Consider the following 23,604-nt stretch of genomic DNA (forward strand, 5'->3'; position numbering starts at 1 on the left):
GCGGAGACAGGTGAGGAACCCGCGGCCGAGGCACCGGCGGGGACCGACGTGGCGGGGTCGACGGAGGAGCAGCGGGAAGAGCACGAGGAGCAGGAGGAGCGCGAGGCGCGGGAGACGCACGAGGATCAGGAGCAGCGCAGGGAGCAGGAGGAGCGCGAGGAGCAGGAGACCTGCGAGGCGCGGGAGACGCACGAGGAGCAGGAGCAGCACGAGGAGCAGGAGCAGCGCAGGGAGCAGGAGCAGCGCGAGGAGCAGGAGACCTGCGAGGCGCGGGAGACGCGCGAGGAGCAGGAGCAGCACGAGGAGCAGGAGCAGCGCAGGGAGCAGGAGGAGCGCGAGGAGCAGGAGACCTGCGAGGCGCGGGAGACGCACGAGGAGCAGGAGCAGCGCAGGGAGCAGGAGCAGCGCGAGGAGCGGGAGACGCGCGAGGCGCGGGAAGAGCAGCAGGAGTCGCAGCAGGGGGCCGCCCCCGCCGAGGGCGCGGGCGTCTCGGCGGGGCCGCCCGGTGACGGCCGAGCCGAGGCAGGAGGTCGGCGTGGGTGGCGCGGGCGGCGGCTGCGCCGCGTCGCGCTCGTCGTCGCACTGCTCCTGCTCGGCCCGGTTCTCGTCGCCGAGGCCGCTCTCCGGGTGAACTACATGGGCGACCCGGCCGACGGCGCCCGCACCCGCGGCAAGGACGCCATCTGGCTGGGACACGCCTGGGTCGACGGGCGGAAGACCGACGCCGACGTCAAGGCGCTCGCCGGCCGCCTGCGGGACACCGGGATGCGCGACCTGTACGTCCACGCCGGCCCCCTGGAGCACAACGGCACGCTCCCCGCGTCCGCGTACGCCAACGCGCGGTGGTTCATAGCCGCCGTGCATCGGGAGGCGCCGGGGCTCCGCGTCCAGGCCTGGCTCGGGGACGTGCTCGCCAGTGAGAGCCCGGACGGCATGCGGCTGGAGCGGGCCGGGACCCGCGCCGCCGTCGTCCGGTCGACCCGAGAGATCCTCGCCGCCGGCTTCCAGGGCGCCCACTTCGATCTCGAACCCCTCCACTCCGACGACGCCGACTACCTCACCCTCCTCGACTCCCTGCGCGCCGTGACCCGTGCCGCGAACGCCCAACTCTCCGTCGCCGCCCACCAGATCGACCCGGTGCCCGGCTTCCACTCCTTCTGGGGCGCGACCACCGGCCACCCCAAGTGGTGGTCGCAGCGGTTCTTCGGCCAGGTCGCCCGCCGCGTCGACCAGATCGCCGTGATGTCGTACGACACCATGCAGCCCCTTCAGAGCACCTACGGCGGCTACGTCGCCCAGCAGACCTCCCTCGCCCTGGAGGTCACCCCGGACTCCACCGACCTCCTGATGGGGCTGCCCTTCTACCGGGAGAACCGTTTCGGCCACTGGGCGCACGCGGAGACCGTGGCCGCCGCCGTCCGGGGCGTCCGCCTGGGCCTGTCCCGCACGGACGCCGACCGCGCGAACTTCGGCGTCGCGGCGTACGTGGACTTCGCGGCGTCGGAGACCGACTGGCGTGCGTACCGCCGCGGTTGGGTCCGGTAGGCAGACGGGCTTTTTGCCCGCCGGCTTCTTGTCGGCGGAGGCATCGCTGGGATCATGACGGCATGTACTGGGCAATGCTGGGCACAGGCGTCGTCTGCGTGACGATCATGGGGGCGATGGGCGTCGCGGCCGTCACCCGCGAGTGGGTGCCGCCGCTCGGCCGCAGCCTGGTGCTGCGGCCGAGGCTGTGGGGGGCCGGCGCCCTGATGAGCGCCGTGGGTATGGGTTTCTTCATGTTCCTGGGCCCGCTGGCCACCGACCGCCCTGCCGACCGCCCCGCGGTGAACTTCTCCGTCCCGCTCGCCGGGATGGCCGTCAACTTCGCCGGGCTCGGCCTCCAGACGTACGCCCGGCGTCCCGGCCGCACGCCCCGGCTGCCCTCGACGTCTACGAGGGCCGCCTCCTGATCTTCGACCCCAGCCACACCAGCGGGTCGTACTTACGGTCGACCGCGCGTTCCTTCAGGGGGATCAGCGCGTTGTCCGTGATCTTGATGCCCTCGGGGCAGACCTCCGTGCAGCACTTGGTGATGTTGCAGTAGCCGAGGCCGTGCTCGTCCTGGGCCGTGCGCTTTCGGTCGACGCCGGACTCCTCGGCCGCGTCCAGCGGGTGCATGTCCAGCTCGGCGACCCGCATGAGGAAGCGGGGACCCGCGAACGCCGTCTTGTTCTCCTCGTGGTCGCGGACCACATGGCAGGTGTCCTGGCACAGGAAGCACTCGATGCACTTGCGGAACTCCTGTGGACGGTCCACGTCCTCCTGGAACATCCGGTACTCGCCCGGCCCGACCCCCTCGGGAGGCACGAACGACGGCACCTCCCGGGCCTTCTGGTAGTTGAACCCGACGTCCGTGACGAGGTCGCGGATCACCGGGAAGGCGCGCAGCGGGGTGACGGTGATGGTCTCCGCGCGGTCGAAGACCGACATACGGGTCATGCACATCAGCCGGGGCCGCCCGTTGATCTCCGCCGAGCACGATCCGCACTTGCCCGCCTTGCAGTTCCAGCGGACGGCGAGGTCGGGCGCCTGGGTGGCCTGGAGACGGTGGATGATGTCCAGGACCACCTCCCCGTCGTTCACCTCGACCTTGAAGTCGTCCAGACCACCGCCGTGCACATCACCCCGCCACACCTTGAAGTGGGCGTCGTAGCTGCTCATTCGTACAGCTCCTCTTCGGTGAGGTACTTGACCAGCTCCTCCTTCTCGAAGAGGGCGAGCAGGTCGGGGCGGATGGGCTCGGTGGTCTCGCGGGTGAGGGTGATCCGGCCCTGGAGGGGGTCCGTCGACTCCGGGTCGCCGAAGGGGTCCGCCGGTGCGCACAGCAGGTTGACGTTGCGCCACCTGCGGTCCATCGTCGGGTGGTCCTCGCGGGTGTGGCCGCCGCGCGACTCCGTGCGTTCCAGGGCCGCCCGGGCCACGCACTCGCTGACCAGCAGCATGTTGCGCAGGTCCAGCGCCAGGTGCCAGCCCGGGTTGAACTGCCGGTGCCCCTCGACGCCGGCCCGCCGCGCCCGTACGCGCAACTCGGCCAGCTTTTCCAGGGCCTGCTCCATCTCGGCCTCGCGGCGGATGATGCCGACCAGGTCGTTCATGGTCTGCTGGAGTTCCTGGTGGAGGGTGTACGGGTTCTCCGGCGGGCCGCCGTCGGGGGCGGCGGGGCCCTCCGCGGAGAACGGCCGCAGCGCCTCCGCCGCGGCCGCGTCGACCTGCGCGTCGGCCACCGCCGGGCGTCCCGCGCCGAGGGCCGCCGTGTACTGCGCGGCGTGCAGGCCCGCCCGGCGGCCGAACACCAGCAGGTCGGAGAGCGAGTTGCCGCCGAGCCGGTTGGAGCCGTGCATGCCGCCGGCCACCTCACCGGCCGCGAACAGGCCCGGCACGCCGCGCGCGGCGGCCGTCTCGGAGTCGACCGCGATGCCGCCCATCACGTAGTGACAGGTCGGCCCGACCTCCATGGCCTCCGCGGTGATGTCGACGTCCGCCAGCTCCTTGAACTGGTGGTACATGGACGGGAGCCGACGGCGGATGACCTCGGCCGGCATACGCGTGGACACGTCGAGGAAGACCCCGCCGTGCGGGGAGCCGCGGCCCGCCTTCACCTCCGAGTTGATCGCGCGGGCCACCTCGTCACGCGGGAGGAGCTCCGGCGGTCGCCGGTTGTGGTCCGGGTCCTCGTACCAGCGGTCGCCCTCCTCCTCCGACTCCGCGTACTTCTCCTTGAAGACGTCGGGGACGTAGTCGAACATGAACCGCTTGCCCTCGGAGTTGCGCAGCACCCCGCCGTCCCCGCGGACGGACTCCGTGACGAGGATGCCCTTCACCGACGGCGGCCAGACCATGCCCGTCGGGTGGAACTGCACGAACTCCATGTTGAGCAGCGGGGCGCCGGCGAGCAGGGCCAGCGCGTGGCCGTCGCCGGTGTACTCCCACGAGTTCGACGTCACCTTGAAGGACTTGCCGATGCCGCCGGTCGCGATCACCACGGAGGGCGCCTGCAGGACGAAGAAACGGCCGCTCTCGCGTTCGTAGGCGAAGACGCCGGAGACCCGCGAGCCGTCCTTCAGCACGCGGGTGACCGTGCACTCCTGGAAGACCTTCAGCCGGGACTCGTAGTCGCCGGTCTCCTTGAAGTCCTCCTGCTGGAGGGAGACGATCTTCTGCTGGAGGGTGCGGATCAGCTCCAGGCCGGTACGGTCGCCGACGTGCGCGAGGCGCGGGTACTCGTGGCCGCCGAAGTTGCGCTGCGAGATCCGGCCGTCCTTGGTGCGGTCGAACAGGGCGCCCCAGGTCTCCAGCTCCCACACCCGGTCCGGGGCCTCCTGGGCGTGCAGCTCGGCCATCCGCCACTGGTTGAGGAACTTCCCGCCGCGCAGGGTGTCGCGGAAGTGGACCTGCCAGTTGTCGTGCTCGTTGGCGTTGGCCATCGCCGCCGCGATGCCGCCCTCGGCCATCACCGTGTGCGCCTTGCCGAACAGCGACTTGCAGATGACGGCGGTGCGGGCGCCGCGCTCGCGGGCCTCGATGGCGGCACGCAGTCCTGCGCCTCCCGCCCCGACCACGACGACGTCCCACTCCTGGCGGTCGACCACGGACATCAGCAGGCCCCACTCATCAGGTTCGGCAGCATCTAGAAAAACCTCGGATCGTCGAAGACACCGGACGCGACGAGATACACGTAGAAGTCGGCGAGCGCCACGCTCACCAGCGACGCCCAGGCCAGCAGCATGTGGCGGGCGTTGAGCCTGCCGACGAACTGCCACGCCCGGTAGCGCACGGGATGCCTGGAGAAGTGCTTCAGCTTGCCGCCGACGATGTGCCGGCAGGAGTGGCAGGACAGCGTGTACGCCCAGATCAGCGTGATGTTGAGCAGGAAGACCAGGGCGCCGAGGCCCATGTGGCCCCACGCGTAGTGCTCGTCGCGGAAGGAGAGCACGGTGTCGTACGTCAGGATCCCGGCGACGACGATCGCCGCGTAGAAGAAGTACCGGTGGATGTTCTGCAGGATCAGCGGGAAGCGGGTCTCGCCGGTGTACTTCTTGTGCGGCTCGGCCACCGCGCAGGCCGGCGGGGACGCCCAGAAGCCCCGGTAGTAGGCCTTGCGGTAGTAGTAGCAGGTCAGCCGGAAGCCGAGCGGGAAGATCAGGATGATGATCGCGGGGGAGACACCCCACCAGCCGCCGAAGACGTCCGCGTTGGGGCCCGCGTGCATGGGCCGGCAGTTCTCCGCCAGGCACGGGGAGTAGAACGGCGAGACGTACGGCGCCGCGTAGTAGTCCGCGTTCGCGAAGGCCCGCCAGGTGGAGTAGGCGATGAACGCCAGCAGACCGGCGGCGGTGGCGGCGGGGGCCAGCCACCAGCGGTCGGTCCGCAGATGGGGCGCGGCGATCGCGGCGCGGCCGGCGCCGCGTACGCCGCCCGGGGGATGGGGGTCGGTGGGTGGAGGTTCCGTACCAGTGGCCAACTTAAGGACTCTCCGGTCGGGTCAGGGTGCGTGTCGGTCCCGGGCGCCGAGTCCCTCGTCGTCGGTGTCGATCCACAGGGAGTCGTCGTACGGGGTGTCGGGGATGGTGACGAGCTCGGGCCTGCGCGCCGCGGCAGGCTGGGCGGCCGCCTCGCGCAGCAGCGCGAGACTCTCCCGCAGATGGTCGGCGTCGGTGCGCACGCGGCGCATCTCCAGACCACCGCTGCCCAGGTGCTGCTCCAGGCGGCCGACGGACCGGGAGAGGTCGTCGAGACAGCGCTGGACCGATGTCAGGTCGTCGTGCACGGACATGACGTACCTCGCTTCCGTGGGCCGCAGCCCTGGACGGCAACGTTCATGCGCCTGCGAGTGTCGCGCGTCACACCGGTCGATGTGAAGGCGTGTGCAGCGATTGGCGGATGCGGAAGGGGTGCGTTACTCCGCACGAGTGGCCTTGGCGCGCCCCGCCGCCGTGTCGCTTCCGGCAGGCGAACCCTTTCCTCTTCAGTGAGCCGTAGATCTGATCAACTCCAAAATACCGCCAAATGTGAACAGAACGCACCGGCAGCGGCTCCCCGGAGGTACCAGAGATGTCGATGTCCCACGACGGCGTCGGCCCGCGCGCGGTTCGGCGCTCGGTCGTCTTCCTCACCGCGGGTGCGCTCGCGGTGCCCCTGCTGGCCGGCTGCGGCTCCGCCGACGAGGCCGGCAAGCCCCTGGCCCGCCAGGACATCGCCCCGGCAGCCCGCGCCCGGGTCGCCGAGGGCGGCACGCTGCGCTGGGCGGTGGACACGGTGCCGGAGACCCTCAACGCCTTCCAGTCGGACGCCGACGCCACGACCACCCGGGTCGCCCAGGCCGTGCTGCCCGCGATGTACCGGCTGGACGTGACCGGACGGCCGCGGCGCGACGCCGACTACCTGGAGTCCGCGAAGGTCGTCGACACCGAGCCCAAGCAGGTCGTGCTGTACCGGCTGAACCAGCAGGCCGTCTGGAGCGACGGCCGGGAGATCGGCGCCGCCGACTTCGCCGCCCAGTGGCGCGCCCTGTCCGGCAAGGACAGCGCCTACTGGACCGCCCGCAACGCCGGCTACGACCGCATCGAGAAGATCGAGCGCGGCGCCAACGACCTGGAGGTCCGGGTCACCTTCAAGCGGCCCTACGCCGACTGGCGGTCGCTGTTCTCGCCGCTGTACCCGAAGGACGTCATGGGCACGCCCGACTCCTTCAACGACGGGGCGCGCGGCAAGCTGAAGGTGACCGCGGGGCCGTTCCTCGTGAACAAGATCGACCGCAAGGCGGACGAGGTGCGCCTCACCCGCAACCCGCGCTGGTGGGGGCACCCGGCCAAACTCTCCGAGATCGTGCTGACGGCCGTCCCCAGGAACGAGCGGGCGTCCGCGCTGGCCGCCGGGAAGCTCGATCTGGCCGAGATCGACGCGGCCGGCGCGCAGCGCGTCGAGGGCGCCGCGAACGGCACGGCCGGACCGCTCGCCGGTCCCGGCGGCGGGCGCACCGCGGCGAAGGCGCTGCGCTCCTGGGCCCTCGCCCACGGCTCCGACGAGGAGCGGGCCGAGACCGAGGCCGGCGCCCGCACCAAGCTGACCAGGGCGATCGCGCAGTGGGAGCAGCAGCAGAAGGCGCTGCGCGACTTCGAGGTGCGCCGATCGCTGGAGCCGGCGTACACGCAGCTGGCGCTGAACGGCGCGGACGGGCCGCTGGCGGACGAGCGGGTGCGGCGGGCCGTCGCCCGCGCGCTGAACCGCAAGGAACTGGCCAAGCTCGTGCTGAAGCCTTTGGGCCTGCCCGCGGAGCCCGTCGGCAGCCACCTGGCCCTGGCCGGGCAGGAGGCGTACGCCGACAGCAGCGGGGCGCTGGGCGGGCAGGACACCTCCGAGGCGCAGGCGCTGCTCGCGGACGCCGGCTGGGTGCTCGGCGGCCCGGTCAAGGAGCAGCCGAAGGGCGAGAAGGCGGCCGGCGCGAAGGGCGAGAAGGCGGCCGGGGCGAAGAAGAAGGCCGACGGCGACTCCCCGGGCGGCGACGACGGCACGTACATCGTCGGCGAGGACGACAAGCCGCCGGCCGAGACGGGCCGCGAGGAGAAGCGGCACGCCCTCAAGGACGAGGACGACGGGCGGCAGCTCGCCCAGGACGGCAAGCAGTACAAGCAGCTGCACCAGGGCGCGGTCCCCGGCGCGTACGCCCCGAAGGGCACCCCGGCGCCGAAGGGCACCCCGGCGCCGATGGGCACCCCGGCGCCGATGGGCACCCCGGCGCCGATGGGCACCGCCGCGCCGGCCGCGGCCAGGGGGAAGGCGCTGGCCAAGGACGGCAAGGCCCTCAGCCTGCGGTTCGTGCTGCCGTCCGGGCCGGGGTCGGAACCGCTGGCGACGGTCGCCGAGCGGATCACGAGGATGCTGGCGAAGGTCGGCATCCGCACCGAGATCGTCAAGGTCTCCGACGAGAGCTACTTCAAGGACCACATCGCTTCCGGCCAGTACGACCTCGCCCTGTACTCCTGGCCCGCGTCCGCCTTCCCCGCCACCGACGCCCGGCCGATCTACGCCAAGCCGGTGCCGGCCGCCGACGGCTCGCTGAGTGTGGAGCAGAACTACACACGGGTCGGCACCGACCAGGTCGATCAGTTGTTCGATCAGGCTCTCGCGACCCTGGACGCGGACGAGGAGCGGTCCCTGATCCGCAAGGCCGACTCCCGTATCTGGGCGGCGGCAGGATCGATTCCTCTCTATCAGCGCCCCCAGCTCACGGCCGCCCGGAAGAACGTGGTCAACGCGGGTGCCTTCGGTTTCCAGACCCCCGTCTACGAGGACATGGGCTTCCTGAAGAAGGGCGCGAAGGCCTCCGGGAGCCTCTCGAAGAAGTGAGCGCGAGGTGATCGTCGAATGAACCGTGTGGCCCTGCGGAAGCCCTTCCCCGCCGGGCCACGTACCATGGGGTGAGGCCGTGGCGTGTCAAGCCCGGCAGGGCCCGCGTAACACAGACGTACGCAGCAGGGTCGCCCTCACACTCCGGGAGAACGCCGCTTTATGGCCACGCGCCACGACATTCGCAACGTAGCCATCGTCGCCCACGTCGACCACGGCAAGACGACTCTGGTCGATGCCATGCTCAAGCAGGCCGGCGCCTTCGCCGCGCACGCCGCCGAGTCGCTCGACGACCGCATGATGGACTCGAACGACCTGGAGCGTGAGAAGGGCATCACGATCCTCGCCAAGAACACGGCGGTGAAGTACCACCCCAAGGACGGGGGGGACGTCGTCACGATCAACATCATCGACACCCCCGGTCACGCCGACTTCGGCGGTGAGGTCGAGCGTGGTCTGTCGATGGTCGACGCCGTCGTGCTGCTCGTGGACGCCTCCGAGGGCCCGCTGCCGCAGACCCGCTTCGTGCTGCGCAAGGCGCTGCAGGCCCGCCTGCCCGTCATCCTGTGCATCAACAAGACGGACCGCCCCGACTCGCGCATCGACGAGGTCGTCAACGAGGCCTACGACCTCTTCCTCGACCTCGACGCCGACGAGGACCAGATCGAGTTCCCGATCGTCTACGCGTGTGCGCGCGACGGCGTCGCCTCGCTGACCAAGCCGGAGGACGGCACGGTCCCGAAGGACAGCGACAACCTGGAGCCCTTCTTCTCCACGATCCTGTCGCACGTCCCGGCCCCCGAGTACGACGAGGAGGCTCCGCTCCAGGCGCACGTCACCAACCTGGACGCCGACAACTTCCTCGGCCGTATCGCGCTGCTGCGCGTCGAGCAGGGCGAGCTGCGCAAGGGCCAGTCCGTCACCTGGATCAAGCGTGACGGCACGATGTCCAACGTGCGCATCACCGAGCTGCTGATGACCGAGGCGCTCACCCGCAAGCCCGCCGAGAAGGCCGGTCCGGGTGACATCTGCGCCGTCGCCGGCATCTCGGACATCATGATCGGCGAGACCCTGGCCGACCCCGAGAACCCGATCGCGCTGCCGCTCATCACGGTCGACGAGCCGGCGATCTCCATGACCATCGGCACCAACACCTCGCCGCTGGTCGGCCGTGGCGGCACCGGCAAGGGCGCCGACAACAAGGCCGCGGTCAAGGACCGCAAGGTCACCGCCCGTCAGGTCAAGGACCGCCTCGACCGCGAGCTGGTCGGTAACGTCAGCCTCCGTGTCCTGGACACCGAGCGCCCCGACGCCTGGGAGGTGCAGGGCCGCGGTGAGCTGGCGCTGGCCATCCTGGTCGAGCAGATGCGCCGCGAGGGCTTCGAGCTGACCATCGGCAAGCCGCAGGTCGTCACGAAGGACGTCGACGGCAAGGTCTACGAGCCGGTCGAGCGCATGACGATCGACGTGCCCGAGGAGCACATGGGCGCCGTCACGCAGCTCATGGGCGTCCGCAAGGGCCGGATGGACAACATGTCCAACCACGGCTCGGGCTGGGTCCGCATGGAGTTCGTCGTCCCCTCCCGCGGTCTCATCGGCTTCCGTACCGAGTTCCTGACCGGTACGCGCGGCACGGGCATCGCCCACTCCATCCACGAGGGCCACGAGCCGTGGTTCGGCACGCTGACGACCCGTAACAACGGCTCGCTCGTCGCCGACCGCGCCGGCGCCGTCACCGCGTTCGCGATGACGAACCTCCAGGAGCGCGGCGTGCTGTTCACCGACCCCGGCACCGAGGTGTACGAGGGCATGATCGTCGGCGAGAACTCGCGCTCCGACGACATGGACGTGAACATCACCAAGGAGAAGAAGCTCACCAACATGCGGTCTTCCTCGGCCGACTCGTTCGAGGCGATCGTCCCGCCGCGCAAGCTGTCGCTGGAGCAGTCGCTGGAGTTCTGCCGTGACGACGAGTGCGTCGAGGTGACCCCGGAGGCCGTCCGCATCCGCAAGGTCGTCCTCGACCAGCGCGACCGCGCCCGCACCGCGAGCCGCGCCAAGCACGGCTGATCCAGGCAGGCGCAGTCCGCGGCCGCCGCCGCACTCCGAGAGCCCGGGTGTCCCCTCGTGGGGGGGGCGCCCGGGCTTTTCGCGAACGCCCTCATCGACTCGCGCGTACGGCTGTGCTAGGCCTTTCCCGGGACTGTCGTCAGGGGGTTGGCGTGAGCATTGTGACCATGGAGTACGGGGAGGACGGGGAGTACGAGGAGTCCGGAAACTCCCGGGAGCCCCTCCCGGTCGGTGCGGGCGCGTTCCTCTCGGTGCGGGACCTGTCCGTCAGCTTCAGCACGGAGGACGGTGTCGTCCGGGCCGTTGACGGGCTCTCCTTCGACCTCGAACGCGGACGCACCCTCGGCATCGTCGGCGAGTCGGGATCCGGGAAGTCCGTCACCAATCTGACCATCCTCGGACTGCACAACCCGATGTTCACCGCCGTCGAGGGCGAAATCCTGCTGGAGGGGCAGGAGTTGACCACGGCCCGGGAGTCGGAGCTGGAGCGGCTGCGCGGCGACAAGGTCGCGATGATCTTCCAGGACCCGCTCACCGCGCTCTCCCCGTACTCCACCGTGGGCCGGCAGATCGCCGAGCCGTACCGCAAGCACCGGGGCGCCTCGAAGAAGGCCGCCTGGGAACGCGCGGTGGAGATGCTCGGCAGGGTCGGCATCCCCCACCCCCGGGAGCGGGCGAAGGACTACCCCCACCAGTTCTCCGGCGGTATGCGCCAGCGCGCGATGATCGCGATGGCGCTGGTCTGCGACCCCGACCTGCTGATCGCCGACGAACCGACCACGGCCCTCGACGTGACCGTCCAGGCGCAGATCCTCGACCTGCTCAAGGAACTCCAGGAGGAGTTCGGCACCGCGATCATCTTCATCACGCACGACCTCGGCGTCATCGCCGACGTGGCCGACGACATCATGGTGATGTACGCGGGCAGCGCGGTCGAACGCGGGACGACCGAGCAGGTGCTGCGCTCGCCGCAACACCCGTACACCTGGGGCCTGTTGAACTCCATGCCCCGGCTGGGCGCGGACCCGGACGCCCCGCTCGCCCCCATCCCCGGCGCCCCGCCGTCGATGCTCACCCCGCCGCCCGGCTGCCGTTTCCACCCCCGCTGCGCCTTCCGGGACCGGGTGGGCGCGGGCCGCTGCGTCACCGAGCGACCCCTCCTGGCCCCGGACCGCGCCTCGGCCTGCCATCTGACGGCGAAACAGAAGCGGACCATCTTCATCGACGAGATCAAGCCCCGGTTGGGGTAGGGAGGTTCGTCCGCCCTCAGGCGCCGGTGGGGCCGGGGCACGCCGGCGTCGCCACGGTGATGATCTCCCTGCTGGTCGGGGTCAACGGGCCCCGGTCCCAGTCCCCGTACTGCTCCACCACCCGCAGCCCCGCCTCCGTCAGGAAGCCGGCCAGGGCCTCGGCGGTGAGGAAGCGGAGCGTGCTGCGGCTGACGCGGCGGCCCAGGGAACCGGGGGAGCCGGGGGAGCCGAGCGAGTCGAAGGTCGTCGTGAACGTCACCCGGTCGCCGGACGGTTCGTCCTCGACCTCGTGCCAGACCCGTACGACACGGCCGTCGGCGTCGGTGACCTCGCGCACCCGGTCCGGGGTCCAGGTTTCCCAGTCCCGCGCGGCCGGGTTGCGGGTCTCGAACACGAACCGTCCGTCGGCGCCGAGGGCGGACCGTACGGTTCCCAGCGCGGTGCGCAGTTCGTCGTCCCCGAGGAACACCTGGAAGGCGTGGCCCTTCATCACGACGAGGTCGAACTCGCCGTTCCACCGGTGGGTGCGGAGGTCGCCCAGCAGCCACTGAACGCCGGGCGCCTGTCGCCGGGCCTGGACGAGCATCGCCGCCGCCGGGTCGAGGCCGGTGAGGCGCCCCGAGTGGCCGTCCGCCACGGCCCGCGCGAGGACCCGGCCCCTGCCGCAGCCGACGTCGAGAACGGCGTCGGCGGAGCTCACCAGGCCCAGGTAGAAGTCGTCGTCCGGGCCCCATGGATTGATGCTGTCGTACAGCGCGGCGAGTGCGAGATCCGCGAACGAATGATCGACCACCGCGGCAGTCTGCCACATCCCCGTACGACACAGGACAAGATCCATCGCCTCGACGATCACCGCGCCACTCGCCCCGACAATCGCCTCGACAAGCGGACGGGCGGCCGGACATGCTCTGCGCGATGACGAGAACAGACGACATGCCCACCGCGTGGGACGAACGCACCCAGCTCACCACCTTCCTCGACTACGCCCGCGACACCGTCCGCGCCAAGTGCGAGGACCTCTCCGACCCGGACGCCCGCACGGCGCCACTGCCCGGCTCGCCGTTGATGACCCCGAGCGGCCTGGTCAACCATCTGCGCTGGGTCGAGTACTACTGGTTCCAGGTCGTGTTCCTCGGCGAGGAGGACGAGGGACCGTGGACCGACGAGGACATCGACCGCGAGATGCGCATCGCCGTCGACTTCCCGCTCGCCCAACTCCTCGACGAGTACGCCGAACAGGCCGAGCGGTACCGCGAACTGGTCGCCGGGTACGACCTCGACACCAAGGCGCAGCGGGCGTCCCGCGACGGCCGCCATGTCGACCTGCGCTGGATCCTTCTGCACCTGATCGAGGAGACGGCCCGGCACAACGGCCACCTCGACATCCTGCGCGAGATTATCGACGGCAGGACCGGCGTCTAGGGCCTGTCCGGCGGATCAAGTCGCAGGAAAGCAGCGGTGCCTGATCAACGCAGGTGAGCGGGGAATGGTGCGTCCAACTGCAAGGCGGAGGAGGGCGTCGACGCGGAGCGTCGGCAACCGACGACAACGCCGCAGGTGGGCGTGCCATTCCCCGCGTCTGCGGCATGATCCGCCGGACAGGCCCTAGCCACGTCCCGGGCACGTCCCGGGCGGCGAAAGCCCGGTGAAAGACGGGTGAAAGACTGCTGAAAGAGAGCGGAAAGGCGGCTCGCGGAGACTGGTGTTGCGGGGCGGGCGGCCGACGGGGGACATGCGGCGTCCGCCCCGCTTCGCCGCGTACCGGTGCCGCCCTTGGCCGCACCTCGACCGGGCCCGGTGGTGGCCGGATCACGCCCACCGAAGGTCCGTCCGTTCCCGTTGGCGAAGGGCGGCGTTGCCCGGCCGTCGCCCCTGGACTACGTTCTGTGAATGCTCTCCCCACGGCCCCGGTTCCGCCTGCTCGGACCCCTGGACGTCGAGATCGACGGACGGGCCGTCGTGCTCACCGGCCGGCAACGTGCGCTGTGCGCGGTGCTCCTGCTGCACGCCAACCACGTCGTCTCCGTCGACCGGCTGATTCAGTGTCTGTGGGACGACCGCCCGCCCGGCGCCGGCGCGGCCCGCGTACGGGCCCTCGTGGCGGAGGTCCGGCGTGCCCTCGGTCCGGCGGGGACGCAGCTGCTGACCACGAGGCGGCCCGGGTACGTCATGCATGCGGGACCGGACGAGCTCGACCTGCTGGCCTTCGAGAACCTCATCAGGGACGGCTCGCGGGCCGCGGCCGACGGCGAGTGGCGAACGGCCCGGCGCTGCGGCGAACAGGCCCTCGGGCTGTGGCGGGACGAGCCGCTGGCCGACCTCTCGGAGGTCGCGGTGCGCGAGGCCGAGCGGCAACGCCTCGGCGAACTGCACCTCGTGGCCCGCGAGGGCATGGCCGAGGCGGAGATCGAGACCGGCCGGCACCGGGAGGCCATCGCCGAACTCCTCCGGCTGACCGCCGCCCACCCGCTGCGCGAACGCCCGCACGGGCTGCTGATGCGCGCCCTGCACCTGGACGGCCGCAGCGCCGAGGCCCTGGAGCTGTTCACGGCGTTGCGTCGGCGCATGGTCGACGAACTGGGCATGGAGCCCTCGGCCGACCTCAGGGACCTGCAACAGCGCCTGCTGCGCGGCGGCAGCGTCTCGGGCGGCGGCGGTACCGCCCGCAGCGGTGTCTCGGGAAGTCGTGTCTCCGGCAGGGGTGCCACCGGGGGCGCAGCCGCCGGCCGGGGCGGCTCAGGCGGCGCCGCGGCGGCGCAGCAGGCCCCGGTCGGGGCCGAGCGGCCGGTGCCGCGGCAACTCCCGCCCACGCCCCGTCGTTTCGTCGGCCGCGAGCGGGAGCTCGACCGTCTCGACTCCTGTCTGCGCACCGCCGAACCGCTCGCCCTGATCGTGGGACCGGCGGGCGTCGGCAAGAGCGCCCTCGCGCTGAACTGGGCCCACCGGGTCGCCGACCGCTTCCCCGACGGCCAGCTCTTCCTCGACATGCGGGGCTTCGACAACGCCGAGCCGATGACCCCCGAGGAGGCCCTGCCGCTGCTGCTTCAGGGCCTGGGCTGCGCCCCGCGTGACATTCCGCTGGGCGCCGAGGCGCAGACCGCGCTGTACCGGACGCTGCTGGCGGAGCGCCGGGTGCTGGTCGTCCTGGACGACGTGGCCGACGCGTCGTACGTACGGCAGCTGCTGCCCGCCTCGGCGGGCTCCCTGACGCTCGTGACGAGCCGTGACAAGCTCAGCGGCCTGGTCACCCTGGACGGCGCCTACCGGGTCTCCTGCGACGTCCTCGACAGCGCCGCCGCACTGGAGCTGATCAGCGGCGCGGTCGGCCCGGAGGCCGTGGCCGCCGACCCGGAGGCCGCGGCCCGGCTGGTCGAACTCTGCGACCGGCTGCCGCTCGCCCTGTGCGTCGCCGGCTCCTGGATCGGCGACCGGCCAGGCAGTATCCGCGCTTACGTCCGCGACCTCGCCGACCGGGGCCGGCTGGCCCGGCTGCATGTCGAGGGCGAGGAGTCCGTCGCCGTACGGGCCGCGCTCGACCTGTCGTACGGGGCGCTGCCGGACGAGGCCCGCCGGGCCTTCCGCTGTCTGGGCGCGCTGCCGGGCACGGGCCGGTCGGTCACGGCGGCCGCCGCCGGCGCCGGGCTCGACGAGCGGCGGATGGCCGACCTGCTGCGGCTGGCCCAGCGCGTGCACCTGCTGCGCGACGTCGAGCTCGGCCGCCCGGCCTGGCACGACCTCGTGCACGAGTACGCCCGCGACCGCACGGCCGCCGAGGACGCCCCCGAGGAGCGGGCCGCGTCCGTCACGCGCGTCCTCGACCACTACCTCCAGAGCGTCGTCAACGCCGCCGCCACGGCCGGCCTGTACGTCATGCGCACCCGGCCGGGCGCCGTCGAGGGCTCCCTGCCACGGGAGTTCGCGACCACCGAGGAGGCGTACGCCTGGTTCGACGGCGAGTGGGACGACATCGCGGCCGCGATCGGGCACGCCGCCGAGCACGGCCCCGCGCCCTACGTGTGGTGGCTGGTGGACGCCCTCCAGGACCTGTTCCACCACCGTCGTCCGCTCTCCGACTGGATGCGGCTGGCCACCCTCGCCCGGGAGGTGGCCCAGCGCGGCGGGGACGAGGTCGGCCAGGCCGCGATGTGCCTGTCCCTGGGCAGCGCCCGCTGGCGCAACGGCGACCTGCGGGGCGCCCTGGCGGAGTACGAGGAGGGGGAGGTGCTGGCGCGCCGGGCCGGCTGGGCGTACGGCGAGGCCGGCAGCCTCCAGGGCAAGGGCGTCACCCTCAAGCTGCTGGGCGAACTGCGCCGCGCGCTGCCCTGCTACGACCGTGCCCTCGCGCTCTACCGCACCCTGGGCAACGTCAAGAACGAAGAGATCATGCTGATCAACACGGCGTCGCTGAACCTCGCCCTGGGCCGCCTGGACGCGGCCGAGGAGGCGGCGTGCGCGGCCCTCGACCTGATCGGCGACACCGCTCACCACAACCGTGCGATGGCGCTCGTCAGCCTCGCCCAGATCCTGCAGCGACAGGCCCGGTTCGACGAGGCGACGGCGGCGCTGCGCACCTGCTTCCTCGTCTCCCGCGACTCCGGCTCCACCTACACCGAGGCGGTCGCCCTGGAGGCGCTCGGCCGGGTCCGCGCCGACGCCGGCCAGGACGACCGCGCGCTGCTCGCCTTCGAGGACGCCCTCGCCGTCTCCCGCCGGGTGGAGAACCGCAACTGCCAGGTCGACAGCCTGGTCGGGATAGCCTCCGTGAAACTGCGCGCGGGCCAGGCCGACGAGACGGCCGAACACCTCGACGCCGCCTTCGAGATCGCCGAGCGCACCGGCCACCGCGCGGGCCTCGTCGAGGTGCTGCTGGCCCGCGCCGACCTGGCGCGCGCCCAGGGCCGCCCCGCCGAGGCCCTGGACTGCCTGGAGCGCGCCGAAGGCCTCGCCACCGACGGCAACCCCCTCACCCTCCCGCGCGTCCACCTCACCGCCGCCCTGACCCTCCTGGACACCGGCGCCCCGGCCGACGCCCGCACCGCCGCGACCCGCGCGGTCGACCTGGCGCGCGCCTCCGGCCAGCGCCTCCTGCACGCCCGCGCCACCGACGCCCTGGCCACCGCCCACGCCGCCAACGGCGCCCCCGGCCAGGCGCACAAGGCCCGAACAGCAGCACAAACCCTGTACGAAACCCTGGCCACCCACCCCCCATCCACCCCCCACAACCCAACCACCCACCCCCTGCACGAGACGCCGGCCCCCCGCCCCCCGTCCGACACCTCCGCCGCCGCCCACAAGCCAACCGGCGATCCGCCCCCGGCGCAGGAGGCCCAGCCGGCCGCACGGCCCCTGCACGGGCCGCCGGCCCCCCGCCCCCAGTCCGACACCTCCGCCGCCGCCCACCAGGCAACCGGTGATCCGGCTCCGGCACCGGCGGCCCGGCCGGCCGCACGGCCCCTGCACGGGCCGCCGGCCCCCCGCCCCCCGTCCCACACCCCCGTTGCGCAGCGGCAGCGGCATCGGCACCGTGACCTTCCGCCGGACGCGGAGTCCCGGCTGACTCTCTACCTCACCGAGCACTTCGACGGCTGACACCCTCCCCCACTCTCATCTTCGTTCGAGCGGGGGGACCCCCACCTCGCCGCCGTCAGCGGGCGGACGTCGCGTACGCGCTGCCGAGCCGCAGCCGGGGGTCGCGGGCGAGGATGCGTTCCTGCAGCGACCGCAGGTCCGGGCCCGGCTCGCACCCGAGCAGGTCGACCATGCGCAGGCGCAGCAGCTGGAAGCAGTCCAGCGCGTCCGCCTGGCGGCCGCCCCGGTGCAGGGCGAGCATCAGCAGGCCCGCGACCTTCTCGTCGAAGGGGTGCATCTCGGCCAGCCACTGCAACTGCGGCAGGCACTCCTCGTGCCGCCCGGCCCGCAGGGACAGCTCCGCGCTGCCGACCAGCGCCTCCCGGTGCTCGCGCCGCAGCGCGACCCGCGCCGACTCCGCCCAGGCCGTGCGCACGTCCGACAGCGGCTCGCCCCGCCACAGCTCCAGGGCCCGCGCGTAGAGGCCGAGAGCGGTGTCGGTGTCCCCGGTGCGGGCGACCTGCTGTGCCTGCCGGACCAGGCCGCGGAACCGCGCGGTGTCGACCCGCTCCTCGTCGATCGCGAGGACGTACCCGCCCCGCTTGCGGGCCAGTTCGAAACCTTCGTCCCCCTGCCCGTCGGCCCGCAGCGCCTTGCGGAGCCGCGTGGCCTGGATGTACAGCGCGTCCCGCGGATGCTGGGGCCGGCGCTCCTGCCAGACCCGCTCGATCAGCGTCTCGTCGGCCACGAAGGCCCCGGGGGTCCACGCCAGCGCCGCCAGCAGCAGTTTGGTGCCGTGCGGCAGCGGCATCTTGTCACCGGACCACGCCCGCGCCTCGACACACCCCAGCAGCTGGATTTCCATGACGAACCCCCGTACCCCGTACCTCGAACCACTCGAGTCACCACTGTGCGCGCGCCGTGTTCGGGTGGCGCATGGTTCGTGCACGGCCGGAGCGGACAGGCGCTCTCCTGTACCTCAGCGCCGGGTCTTCCCGTAACGGAGGAAGGCTTCGGTCTCCAGCGTCCACGGCCCGAAGGGCACCTTGTCTCCGAAGATGTACGGGTCCTGGTACTGGTAGCGGTCCTTGCAGGGGTCGGAGTGCACCTCGATGGTGCCGGTGCGGGGATCGACGATCAGATAGTGGGCGATGCCCATGGCGGGGTATTCGGTGAGCTTCTCGCCGTAGTCGTTGTCGGGATTGGACGGGTAGACGATCTCGACGACCGCCAGCACCTGCGTCGCGTCGACCGCGAGGCCTTCTTCGTCGAGCACGACCTCGGGGATCACGACGGCATCCGGACGCCGCATCCGGCCGATCGCGGCGTGCTCGATCTCGGGGCCGTTCGCACAGATGTAGCCGGGGTGGGTGACGAGGAGCTGTTTGTCCAGCTGCTTGCAGATACGGCGGATCGTGCCCTCGTGGCGCTTCGAAGGGCTCATCATGGCGAGGAACGGTCCGGAAGGCCCGATCTCGACGTTCCATGACCCTTCCAGGTGTTCCGCATACGCCGTGAGCTCCTCGGCGATCGTCCGCATCTTGGCGTAGTCCATGGCTCGAGGGTAGCCAGAGGGCAGGTCCGGAGTCAGGTGGATACAGGCGTCACATCGCTTCACGGACGTACGGATCTTCGTAGTTTTAGTTCTTCAGGAGTACTCTGCCTTGGTTCGACCGCACACTCCGGGGGCCGAACACTTAGCTTGCCCCCTGCCGAATGTTGCGACAGGGGGCGAATATTCTAGGTACGGAATCCCGTTGGGTGGGAAGCGCGCGTCTGCCAGCTGTCCTGTTTAGCCAGTCCGCCAGCCTACGAGAATGTCTCCATTTGGCCTATTTTAGTCGAATCACTACCCGCCCACGAACGTTCGACTCAGAAATGTAGCCCCATTGCTTGGAATCCTTGCTGGCCGGGTGCTTGCCTAGCACCAGCAAGCAGCCTGCAGGCACAACCTGGTCGTCCTGTAGTGAGGCATGTTTACGAAATAGGTCTGGGACGGGGTCGCCGGCCACAGCGACAGCCTCCTTGATGAACAGACCTCCAGCGGGCTCGGGTGAGCGCACTATTACGACCGTGCCAGGGCGAATGCCCTTGCGCCCGATGAAACCTGTGGCCACTACCCGATCTCCCGAACGGTAGAGCGGGTCCATGCTGTGTCCCTGCACATCGACGAGGAAGATGGGTGGCCCACGTCTCTTGCCCAGCTGCCACGCCGTCAGCAGGGCCCCCAGGATGGCAGCCCCCGCCAGAAGCATGCCGAGCCAGTCCGTGTGGTTCACCCTTGTCACTGTCTCAGGCTCCGACGTGTTCTTTACTGGACGCTGCGAGCGTGGACACGCTGGGCGTCGAGTACTTCACCTCGCCGCTCGGGGCGACGACGAGGAAGGTAGGAAATGACTGCACTCCCAGACCCGAGAGCAGCGCGTCTAGGTTTTCCTGGGGGCGGATCACCCGGCTGAACTGTGCGATGTCCTGAGCATAGGTGTCGGCCTCATCGCCACTTCCGAGCAGTACCGTGACTGCTCGGCTCGCGGAGATATTCTCCGTGCCGATGAGCCGTTTGTAGTCGGGTGTTTGCTGTGCGCACCCTGAGCAGCCAGAGGACAGGAAGGTAAGAAGCCAGGTCTCGTCCTGGCCGCGATGCAGTTCCACTTCATCGCCTGCGGCATCCAGGAGAATTCCCACGTCGGGGATACTGGTCCCCTCGCGAACGGTCAGTGTTCGACGGACCATGGATCCCTCCACGACGGGATCCAATATCTTCTTAGCTCTCGTAGCCACGGCCAGTGATAGAGCGCAGGCAGCCGAGGCAAGGATCAGGGCTACAACGGCAATAGCGGTACTCATGGTTCGAGACTCCCAGGAATAGGGCTAGTGAAGAAGGCGCTAATTTCGTCAAGGCGTGCGACTATCGCGGTGCCAATGAGAGCCGGTGCAAGGACGATCAAGTAGTTGTACACGGAAGGGCTCGCCTGGCCGCTGCTGACTATCGCGCCACTTCCTGATATCAGCAGAAGAGCGATGTTGCGGCCGAGGTGGACTACGGACACGGGGCGCGTGGAGGCCCCGAAACAAGCGCACGTCGCCTTTTTGCTTGACATCAGCAGGTGGATGACAAAAGCGGAAAAACCTGACAGTAGTAACGTGGCAGCAATGAAGCCAAGATATTCCGTACGTTCTATCCAGAGGGTGAGGCTGATCAGTATTTCCGCGGCTGGCGTTGCAGTGGCCACCGTGGCAGTCAGTAAAGGGCCAACTGGAAGAGTGTCGGTCAATTGGCTGCGGAACTCGCGGAAGTCGCGCAGTTTGGTAGCTGCCGAGATCGCGAACATGCTGCTCAGGAGTATTTTTCCGAAGGCCTGCCAGAACTCCATCTCGGTACCACGCTTTCGGGGATGCCCTGCCTGGGTTTTTAACCCCCAGGCAGGGCAGAATCACCAACGGAGGATCAGGAACTGTGCTTGGCCTTCTGACGCGGTGTCAGCAGACCACCGTGCAGGCGTTGGTGTAGCAGCATGTGATGGCACAAGGGTGGTGCTGAGTGCCGCTCGAGTCGGGCACGCAGAAGCACGTGTTGGCACAGCCGGCGGCAGCAGTCGTACGTGGCAGTAGACGGTCGGCGACCATCGTTCCTACCTTGCGAAACAGAGATGACATGTTCTCCACCTTTCGAGGAATTGCGGCTGGTGTTTTCGGCTTCATTTTTGAACACCGTCCCGCTTTCTTCGATTCTCGGATTTTGATGCATTCATGTCAATACCGAATGAAGTTTTACTCAAACCTGCTTGGCTGATTCCTGATAATCGGCAGCCTGAAGGTCGAACAGGCGGGCGTAGTTTCCACCCATTGCCATCAATTGGTCGTGTGTGCCCAACTCAACGATGACGCCTTCGCTCAGAACGGCGATTCTGTCTGCCTTTCTTGCCGCGCCCATTCGGTGGGATATCAGCAAGCTGGTTGCCGCAGCGCGATGCTCCTGTACGCGGGCGAGTACTTCTGCCTCCGCGTCTGCGTCCAATCCCGCAGTAGGCTCATCGAGGATCATTAGGTCAGCACGTCCACGCATAAGTCCCCGAGCAAACGCCACCCGTTGCCACTGCCCTCCGGACAGCACTACTCCGTGCTTCGGATCGCCCTTTCCGGCACTCGCGAAGAAGGTTCGGCTGAGAAGCGTGTTGTATCCATCCGGGAGGTCTCTGAGTTCGTTATCTACCTCGGCGGCCCGAGCTGCTGCCGAAACGGCGTCGCTATCCCCGAATCTGGATAGATCGCCGATCGCGATGTTCTCGTAAGCTGTCAAGTCGTACGCCATGTAGTCCTGAAAAATGGCACCGATCCTCGCACGCAACTCCTCGATCTGAAGAGCTCGGAGGTCTTCTCCGTCCCATGTTATGGACCCCTTATCGGGATCGTAGAGCCTGCATAGAAGTTTGACCAGTGTGCTCTTGCCAGCACCATTAAGGCCGACCAGCGACATGGCTTCGCCACAGCGCAGCGAGAGGTTTACTCCTTGAAGTACCCAAGGGGCGTCATCGTGATATCTGAACCAGACATCTCGGAACTCGATGCCCTGTCGCAGCGGTCCAACCTGCTTCGGCGTGTCGGGAATCGGTAGGTCAGGCGGAGCATCGACCACGATCCTGTAGTGCTTGAATGCGAGGGATGCTGTGACGAGGTCCGCGATGCTGGCGATGATCCCGCCGACGGCCAACTGCAAACCGCCCATAGCGGCAATGAAGACAGCGAGGTCACCGATGGTGAGCTTCTGCCTGCCCGCCATCACAACGGCCCAGACCAGTGCACATCCTGAGATGGCTGCGGCGGCCAGTGCCAACGGCGTTTGGACTCTGAATGCCTGATTATCGACAGCCTCTTCGCCGACGCTTATCTCTCTGAGCTCATTCAGCATGCGGTCATGCAGGAAGGATCCCAGGCCGAACAGCCTGACCTCCTTCACAGCGCGGTCCTCCGTCAGCAGGCTTCGATAGAAGATCTGCTTGCGCTGCGCGGGGCTGGACTGCCACAGGTGGTTGACGCGCTGCTTCGAGGAGTTGAGTTGTGCAAACAGTGACGGAACCGCGGCGATCGCAGCAAGGACGGAGACCAGGGGGCTCAGCGCGATCAGGGCGGTGACGAACCCCGCCGCGGTCACAGCGGACTGCAAAATACGGAAGAAGGAGTTGATCACCTGACTGGGAGCGGCAGTGCCCGACTGCTGGGCGAGCCGGAGATGGTCGAGAAAGGCGGGATCCTCGAACCTTGCCATGCCTTGGAACCGGTTTACCGAGGTGAACAAGCTGTCCTGTACGTACAGGGTTAGTGACCGACGCAACCGCGCCTGGGAATAGGTCGTGCAGTAAGGTGCAGCGGCCGCCACAAGGCCGGCAGTTACTAGTCCGACGGCATACCATACGGCGCGATTGTCTGCCTCAGAGCTCCGTGATGTGAGTGAGTCGATGACCAACTTCGTGAGCCATGCGGTCAGTGCTGGCGCGGCCCCGGCAATGAAAGTGAGGGCCAGATTTAGCAGAAACTGGCCAGGAGAAGCTTTCCAAGTCAGTAATCCGGCATTCAGACTTTGTTTGCTTAATTCGGAAAACCTGGCCCTTAAGGAGCGTGTACCATCATGTTCGATAGATTGCGTGGTGCCCACGAAAGCCCTCCATGCCACCAGCCAGGGAGGTGTTGCAGTTATCCCATTATCCTGCAAAATTCGCATGAGTAGGCAAGGGGGCCCGAAATGCTTTGAGGCGGGAATTTTGCTGAAAACCTACGCCTGGATGTCTTTTTGGGTGGGTGTTGCATGGCCGCGTGCCTGTTTGGATATTATCCACTGAAAGGATTTGGTGCGCGTGCGTTGCATTGGTAGGGATGGATTAAAGAAGGAGCGGCTCGGTGTTCATGGTTATCCCCCATTATCAAAGCCTGTGGAAGTAATGCATATTTGTGATTTCGGCTGCCTTGATCTTCATACTTCCAGGGGGCACCTGCCGTTGTCAAGTAGTTTCAAAGCGTAAGTGTGATCTTGGCGAATGCGCTAATGGCGAAATCGAGCCAAGGTGGCGAATTAGTTGCCGATCTTTACCCTGCTTTGTGTTGCAGATCCGACTTACCGGGTGATGGAAGTGCCAGTCGTGGGACGTAGGCATCGACGCCAAATCGGTACGCAGATAGGGGGAATGAAGCAATGATTGAGCAGAACTTGAGGTTGGGCCCTTGGTCTCCTCTAACCTCAATACCAGTGACTTAAGGGTTTCGGCTGGTAGCGTGGCATCCAGGAGGTGCTGGATGCCACGCCCTGGGCAGGTCAAGCCGGAGACGGATGAGC

Annotated in this window: 17 protein-coding genes and 1 pseudogene; 7 read left to right on the forward strand and 11 right to left on the reverse strand. The window is 69.0% G+C overall.

Annotated elements, in window-relative coordinates:
* Positions 1-543: 543 nt before the first annotated feature.
* Positions 544-1,545: pseudogene (locus tag ACZ5SK_RS33845) on the forward strand (hypothetical protein); the annotation flags it as partial.
* Between the two features lie 62 nt (positions 1,546-1,607).
* Positions 1,608-1,952 (forward strand): hypothetical protein, encoded by a 345-nt coding sequence (locus ACZ5SK_RS33850; protein WP_361701320.1) that lies wholly within the window; start codon positions 1,608-1,610, stop codon positions 1,950-1,952.
* Here ACZ5SK_RS33850 and ACZ5SK_RS33855 read toward each other — a convergent pair.
* Genes ACZ5SK_RS33855 through ACZ5SK_RS33870 form a run of 4 tightly spaced genes read right to left on the reverse strand, consistent with a single transcriptional unit; the run spans position 1,933 to position 5,815 of the window.
* A complete protein-coding gene (locus ACZ5SK_RS33855) occupies positions 1,933-2,703 on the reverse strand; it encodes a succinate dehydrogenase/fumarate reductase iron-sulfur subunit (RefSeq protein WP_468576823.1) in 771 nt (256 codons plus the stop codon). The genes ACZ5SK_RS33850 and ACZ5SK_RS33855 overlap by 20 nt on opposite strands.
* The gene (locus tag ACZ5SK_RS33860) at positions 2,700-4,637 is read right to left on the reverse strand and encodes a fumarate reductase/succinate dehydrogenase flavoprotein subunit (protein ID WP_334577463.1); all 1,938 of its coding nucleotides are present in this window, start codon (positions 4,635-4,637) and stop codon (positions 2,700-2,702) included. Before ACZ5SK_RS33860 ends, ACZ5SK_RS33855 begins: the two co-directional genes overlap by 4 nt.
* A 32-nt stretch (positions 4,638-4,669) precedes the next feature.
* The gene (locus ACZ5SK_RS33865) at positions 4,670-5,503 is read right to left on the reverse strand and encodes a hypothetical protein (protein WP_361701324.1); all 834 of its coding nucleotides are present in this window, start codon (positions 5,501-5,503) and stop codon (positions 4,670-4,672) included.
* 21 nt (positions 5,504-5,524) lie between these two features.
* Entirely contained in the window at positions 5,525-5,815 is a 291-nt protein-coding gene (locus ACZ5SK_RS33870; protein ID WP_334577461.1) for a hypothetical protein, read from the reverse strand.
* Between the two features lie 284 nt (positions 5,816-6,099).
* On the opposite strand from ACZ5SK_RS33870, the gene ACZ5SK_RS33875 reads away from it, so the two are divergent.
* From ACZ5SK_RS33875 to ACZ5SK_RS33885, 3 genes are all read left to right on the forward strand, one after another.
* On the forward strand, positions 6,100-8,388 hold the full coding sequence (locus ACZ5SK_RS33875) for an ABC transporter family substrate-binding protein (protein WP_468576844.1): 2,289 nt from the start codon (positions 6,100-6,102) through the stop codon (positions 8,386-8,388).
* A 162-nt stretch (positions 8,389-8,550) separates the two neighbouring features.
* Entirely contained in the window at positions 8,551-10,458 is a 1,908-nt protein-coding gene (typA, locus tag ACZ5SK_RS33880; protein ID WP_334577460.1) for a translational GTPase TypA, read from the forward strand.
* A gap of 167 nt (positions 10,459-10,625) precedes the next feature.
* Positions 10,626-11,708, forward strand: a complete 1,083-nt coding sequence (locus ACZ5SK_RS33885; RefSeq protein ID WP_468576846.1) for an ABC transporter ATP-binding protein — start codon at positions 10,626-10,628, stop codon at positions 11,706-11,708.
* 16 nt (positions 11,709-11,724) lie between these two features.
* Here the strand turns inward: ACZ5SK_RS33885 and ACZ5SK_RS33890 are convergent, their stop codons facing one another.
* Positions 11,725-12,501 carry a class I SAM-dependent methyltransferase gene (locus ACZ5SK_RS33890; protein WP_468576825.1) on the reverse strand — a complete coding sequence of 259 codons (777 nt, stop codon included), beginning with the start codon at positions 12,499-12,501 and terminating at the stop codon, positions 11,725-11,727.
* A gap of 122 nt (positions 12,502-12,623) precedes the next feature.
* Between ACZ5SK_RS33890 and ACZ5SK_RS33895 the strand changes: the two genes are divergently transcribed.
* Together ACZ5SK_RS33895 and ACZ5SK_RS33900 are read left to right on the forward strand one after the other, a co-directional pair.
* The gene (locus ACZ5SK_RS33895; protein WP_468576827.1) at positions 12,624-13,130 is read left to right on the forward strand and encodes a DinB family protein; all 507 of its coding nucleotides are present in this window, start codon (positions 12,624-12,626) and stop codon (positions 13,128-13,130) included.
* A 468-nt stretch (positions 13,131-13,598) separates the two neighbouring features.
* Entirely contained in the window at positions 13,599-17,297 is a 3,699-nt protein-coding gene (locus ACZ5SK_RS33900; RefSeq protein WP_468576828.1) for an AfsR/SARP family transcriptional regulator, read from the forward strand.
* Between the two features lie 55 nt (positions 17,298-17,352).
* On the opposite strand, the gene ACZ5SK_RS33905 is transcribed toward ACZ5SK_RS33900, so the two are convergent.
* The 6 genes from ACZ5SK_RS33905 to ACZ5SK_RS33930 form a co-directional block, all read right to left on the reverse strand.
* Positions 17,353-18,141 carry an AfsR/SARP family transcriptional regulator gene (locus tag ACZ5SK_RS33905; protein ID WP_334577456.1) on the reverse strand — a complete coding sequence of 263 codons (789 nt, stop codon included), beginning with the start codon at positions 18,139-18,141 and terminating at the stop codon, positions 17,353-17,355.
* Between the two features lie 114 nt (positions 18,142-18,255).
* Entirely contained in the window at positions 18,256-18,831 is a 576-nt protein-coding gene (locus ACZ5SK_RS33910) for a Uma2 family endonuclease (protein WP_468576831.1), read from the reverse strand.
* A 277-nt stretch (positions 18,832-19,108) separates the two neighbouring features.
* Positions 19,109-19,555: a S26 family signal peptidase gene (locus tag ACZ5SK_RS33915; protein WP_468576833.1), complete on the reverse strand. Its 447-nt coding sequence runs from the start codon at positions 19,553-19,555 to the stop codon at positions 19,109-19,111.
* Between the two features lie 13 nt (positions 19,556-19,568).
* A complete protein-coding gene (locus tag ACZ5SK_RS33920) occupies positions 19,569-20,123 on the reverse strand; it encodes a hypothetical protein (protein WP_468576835.1) in 555 nt (184 codons plus the stop codon).
* Positions 20,120-20,650 (reverse strand): MauE/DoxX family redox-associated membrane protein, encoded by a 531-nt coding sequence (locus ACZ5SK_RS33925; RefSeq protein WP_468576836.1) that lies wholly within the window; start codon positions 20,648-20,650, stop codon positions 20,120-20,122. Before ACZ5SK_RS33925 ends, ACZ5SK_RS33920 begins: the two co-directional genes overlap by 4 nt.
* Positions 20,651-21,051: 401 nt before the next feature.
* Entirely contained in the window at positions 21,052-22,929 is a 1,878-nt protein-coding gene (locus tag ACZ5SK_RS33930; protein ID WP_468576838.1) for an ABC transporter ATP-binding protein, read from the reverse strand.
* Between the last annotated feature and the right edge of the window lie 675 nt (positions 22,930-23,604).

It is taken from the genome of Streptomyces sp. NPDC031474, assembly GCF_055581185.1.

Excerpts from the sequence above, each read along its gene's own strand:
- ACZ5SK_RS33850 (WP_361701320.1), top strand. The coding sequence starts at position 1,608 with ATGTACTGGGCAATGCTGGGCACAGGCGTCGTCTGCGTGACGATCATG.
- ACZ5SK_RS33855 (WP_468576823.1), bottom strand. The coding sequence starts at position 2,703 with ATGAGCAGCTACGACGCCCACTTCAAGGTGTGGCGGGGTGATGTGCAC.
- ACZ5SK_RS33860 (WP_334577463.1), bottom strand. The coding sequence starts at position 4,637 with ATGTCCGTGGTCGACCGCCAGGAGTGGGACGTCGTCGTGGTCGGGGCG.
- ACZ5SK_RS33870 (WP_334577461.1), bottom strand. The coding sequence starts at position 5,815 with ATGTCCGTGCACGACGACCTGACATCGGTCCAGCGCTGTCTCGACGAC.
- ACZ5SK_RS33875 (WP_468576844.1), top strand. The coding sequence starts at position 6,100 with ATGTCCCACGACGGCGTCGGCCCGCGCGCGGTTCGGCGCTCGGTCGTC.
- typA (WP_334577460.1), top strand. The coding sequence starts at position 8,551 with ATGGCCACGCGCCACGACATTCGCAACGTAGCCATCGTCGCCCACGTC.
- ACZ5SK_RS33885 (WP_468576846.1), top strand. The coding sequence starts at position 10,626 with ATGGAGTACGGGGAGGACGGGGAGTACGAGGAGTCCGGAAACTCCCGG.
- ACZ5SK_RS33895 (WP_468576827.1), top strand. The coding sequence starts at position 12,624 with ATGACGAGAACAGACGACATGCCCACCGCGTGGGACGAACGCACCCAG.
- ACZ5SK_RS33900 (WP_468576828.1), top strand. The coding sequence starts at position 13,599 with ATGCTCTCCCCACGGCCCCGGTTCCGCCTGCTCGGACCCCTGGACGTC.
- ACZ5SK_RS33905 (WP_334577456.1), bottom strand. The coding sequence starts at position 18,141 with ATGGAAATCCAGCTGCTGGGGTGTGTCGAGGCGCGGGCGTGGTCCGGT.
- ACZ5SK_RS33910 (WP_468576831.1), bottom strand. The coding sequence starts at position 18,831 with ATGGACTACGCCAAGATGCGGACGATCGCCGAGGAGCTCACGGCGTAT.
- ACZ5SK_RS33920 (WP_468576835.1), bottom strand. The coding sequence starts at position 20,123 with ATGAGTACCGCTATTGCCGTTGTAGCCCTGATCCTTGCCTCGGCTGCC.
- ACZ5SK_RS33925 (WP_468576836.1), bottom strand. The coding sequence starts at position 20,650 with ATGGAGTTCTGGCAGGCCTTCGGAAAAATACTCCTGAGCAGCATGTTC.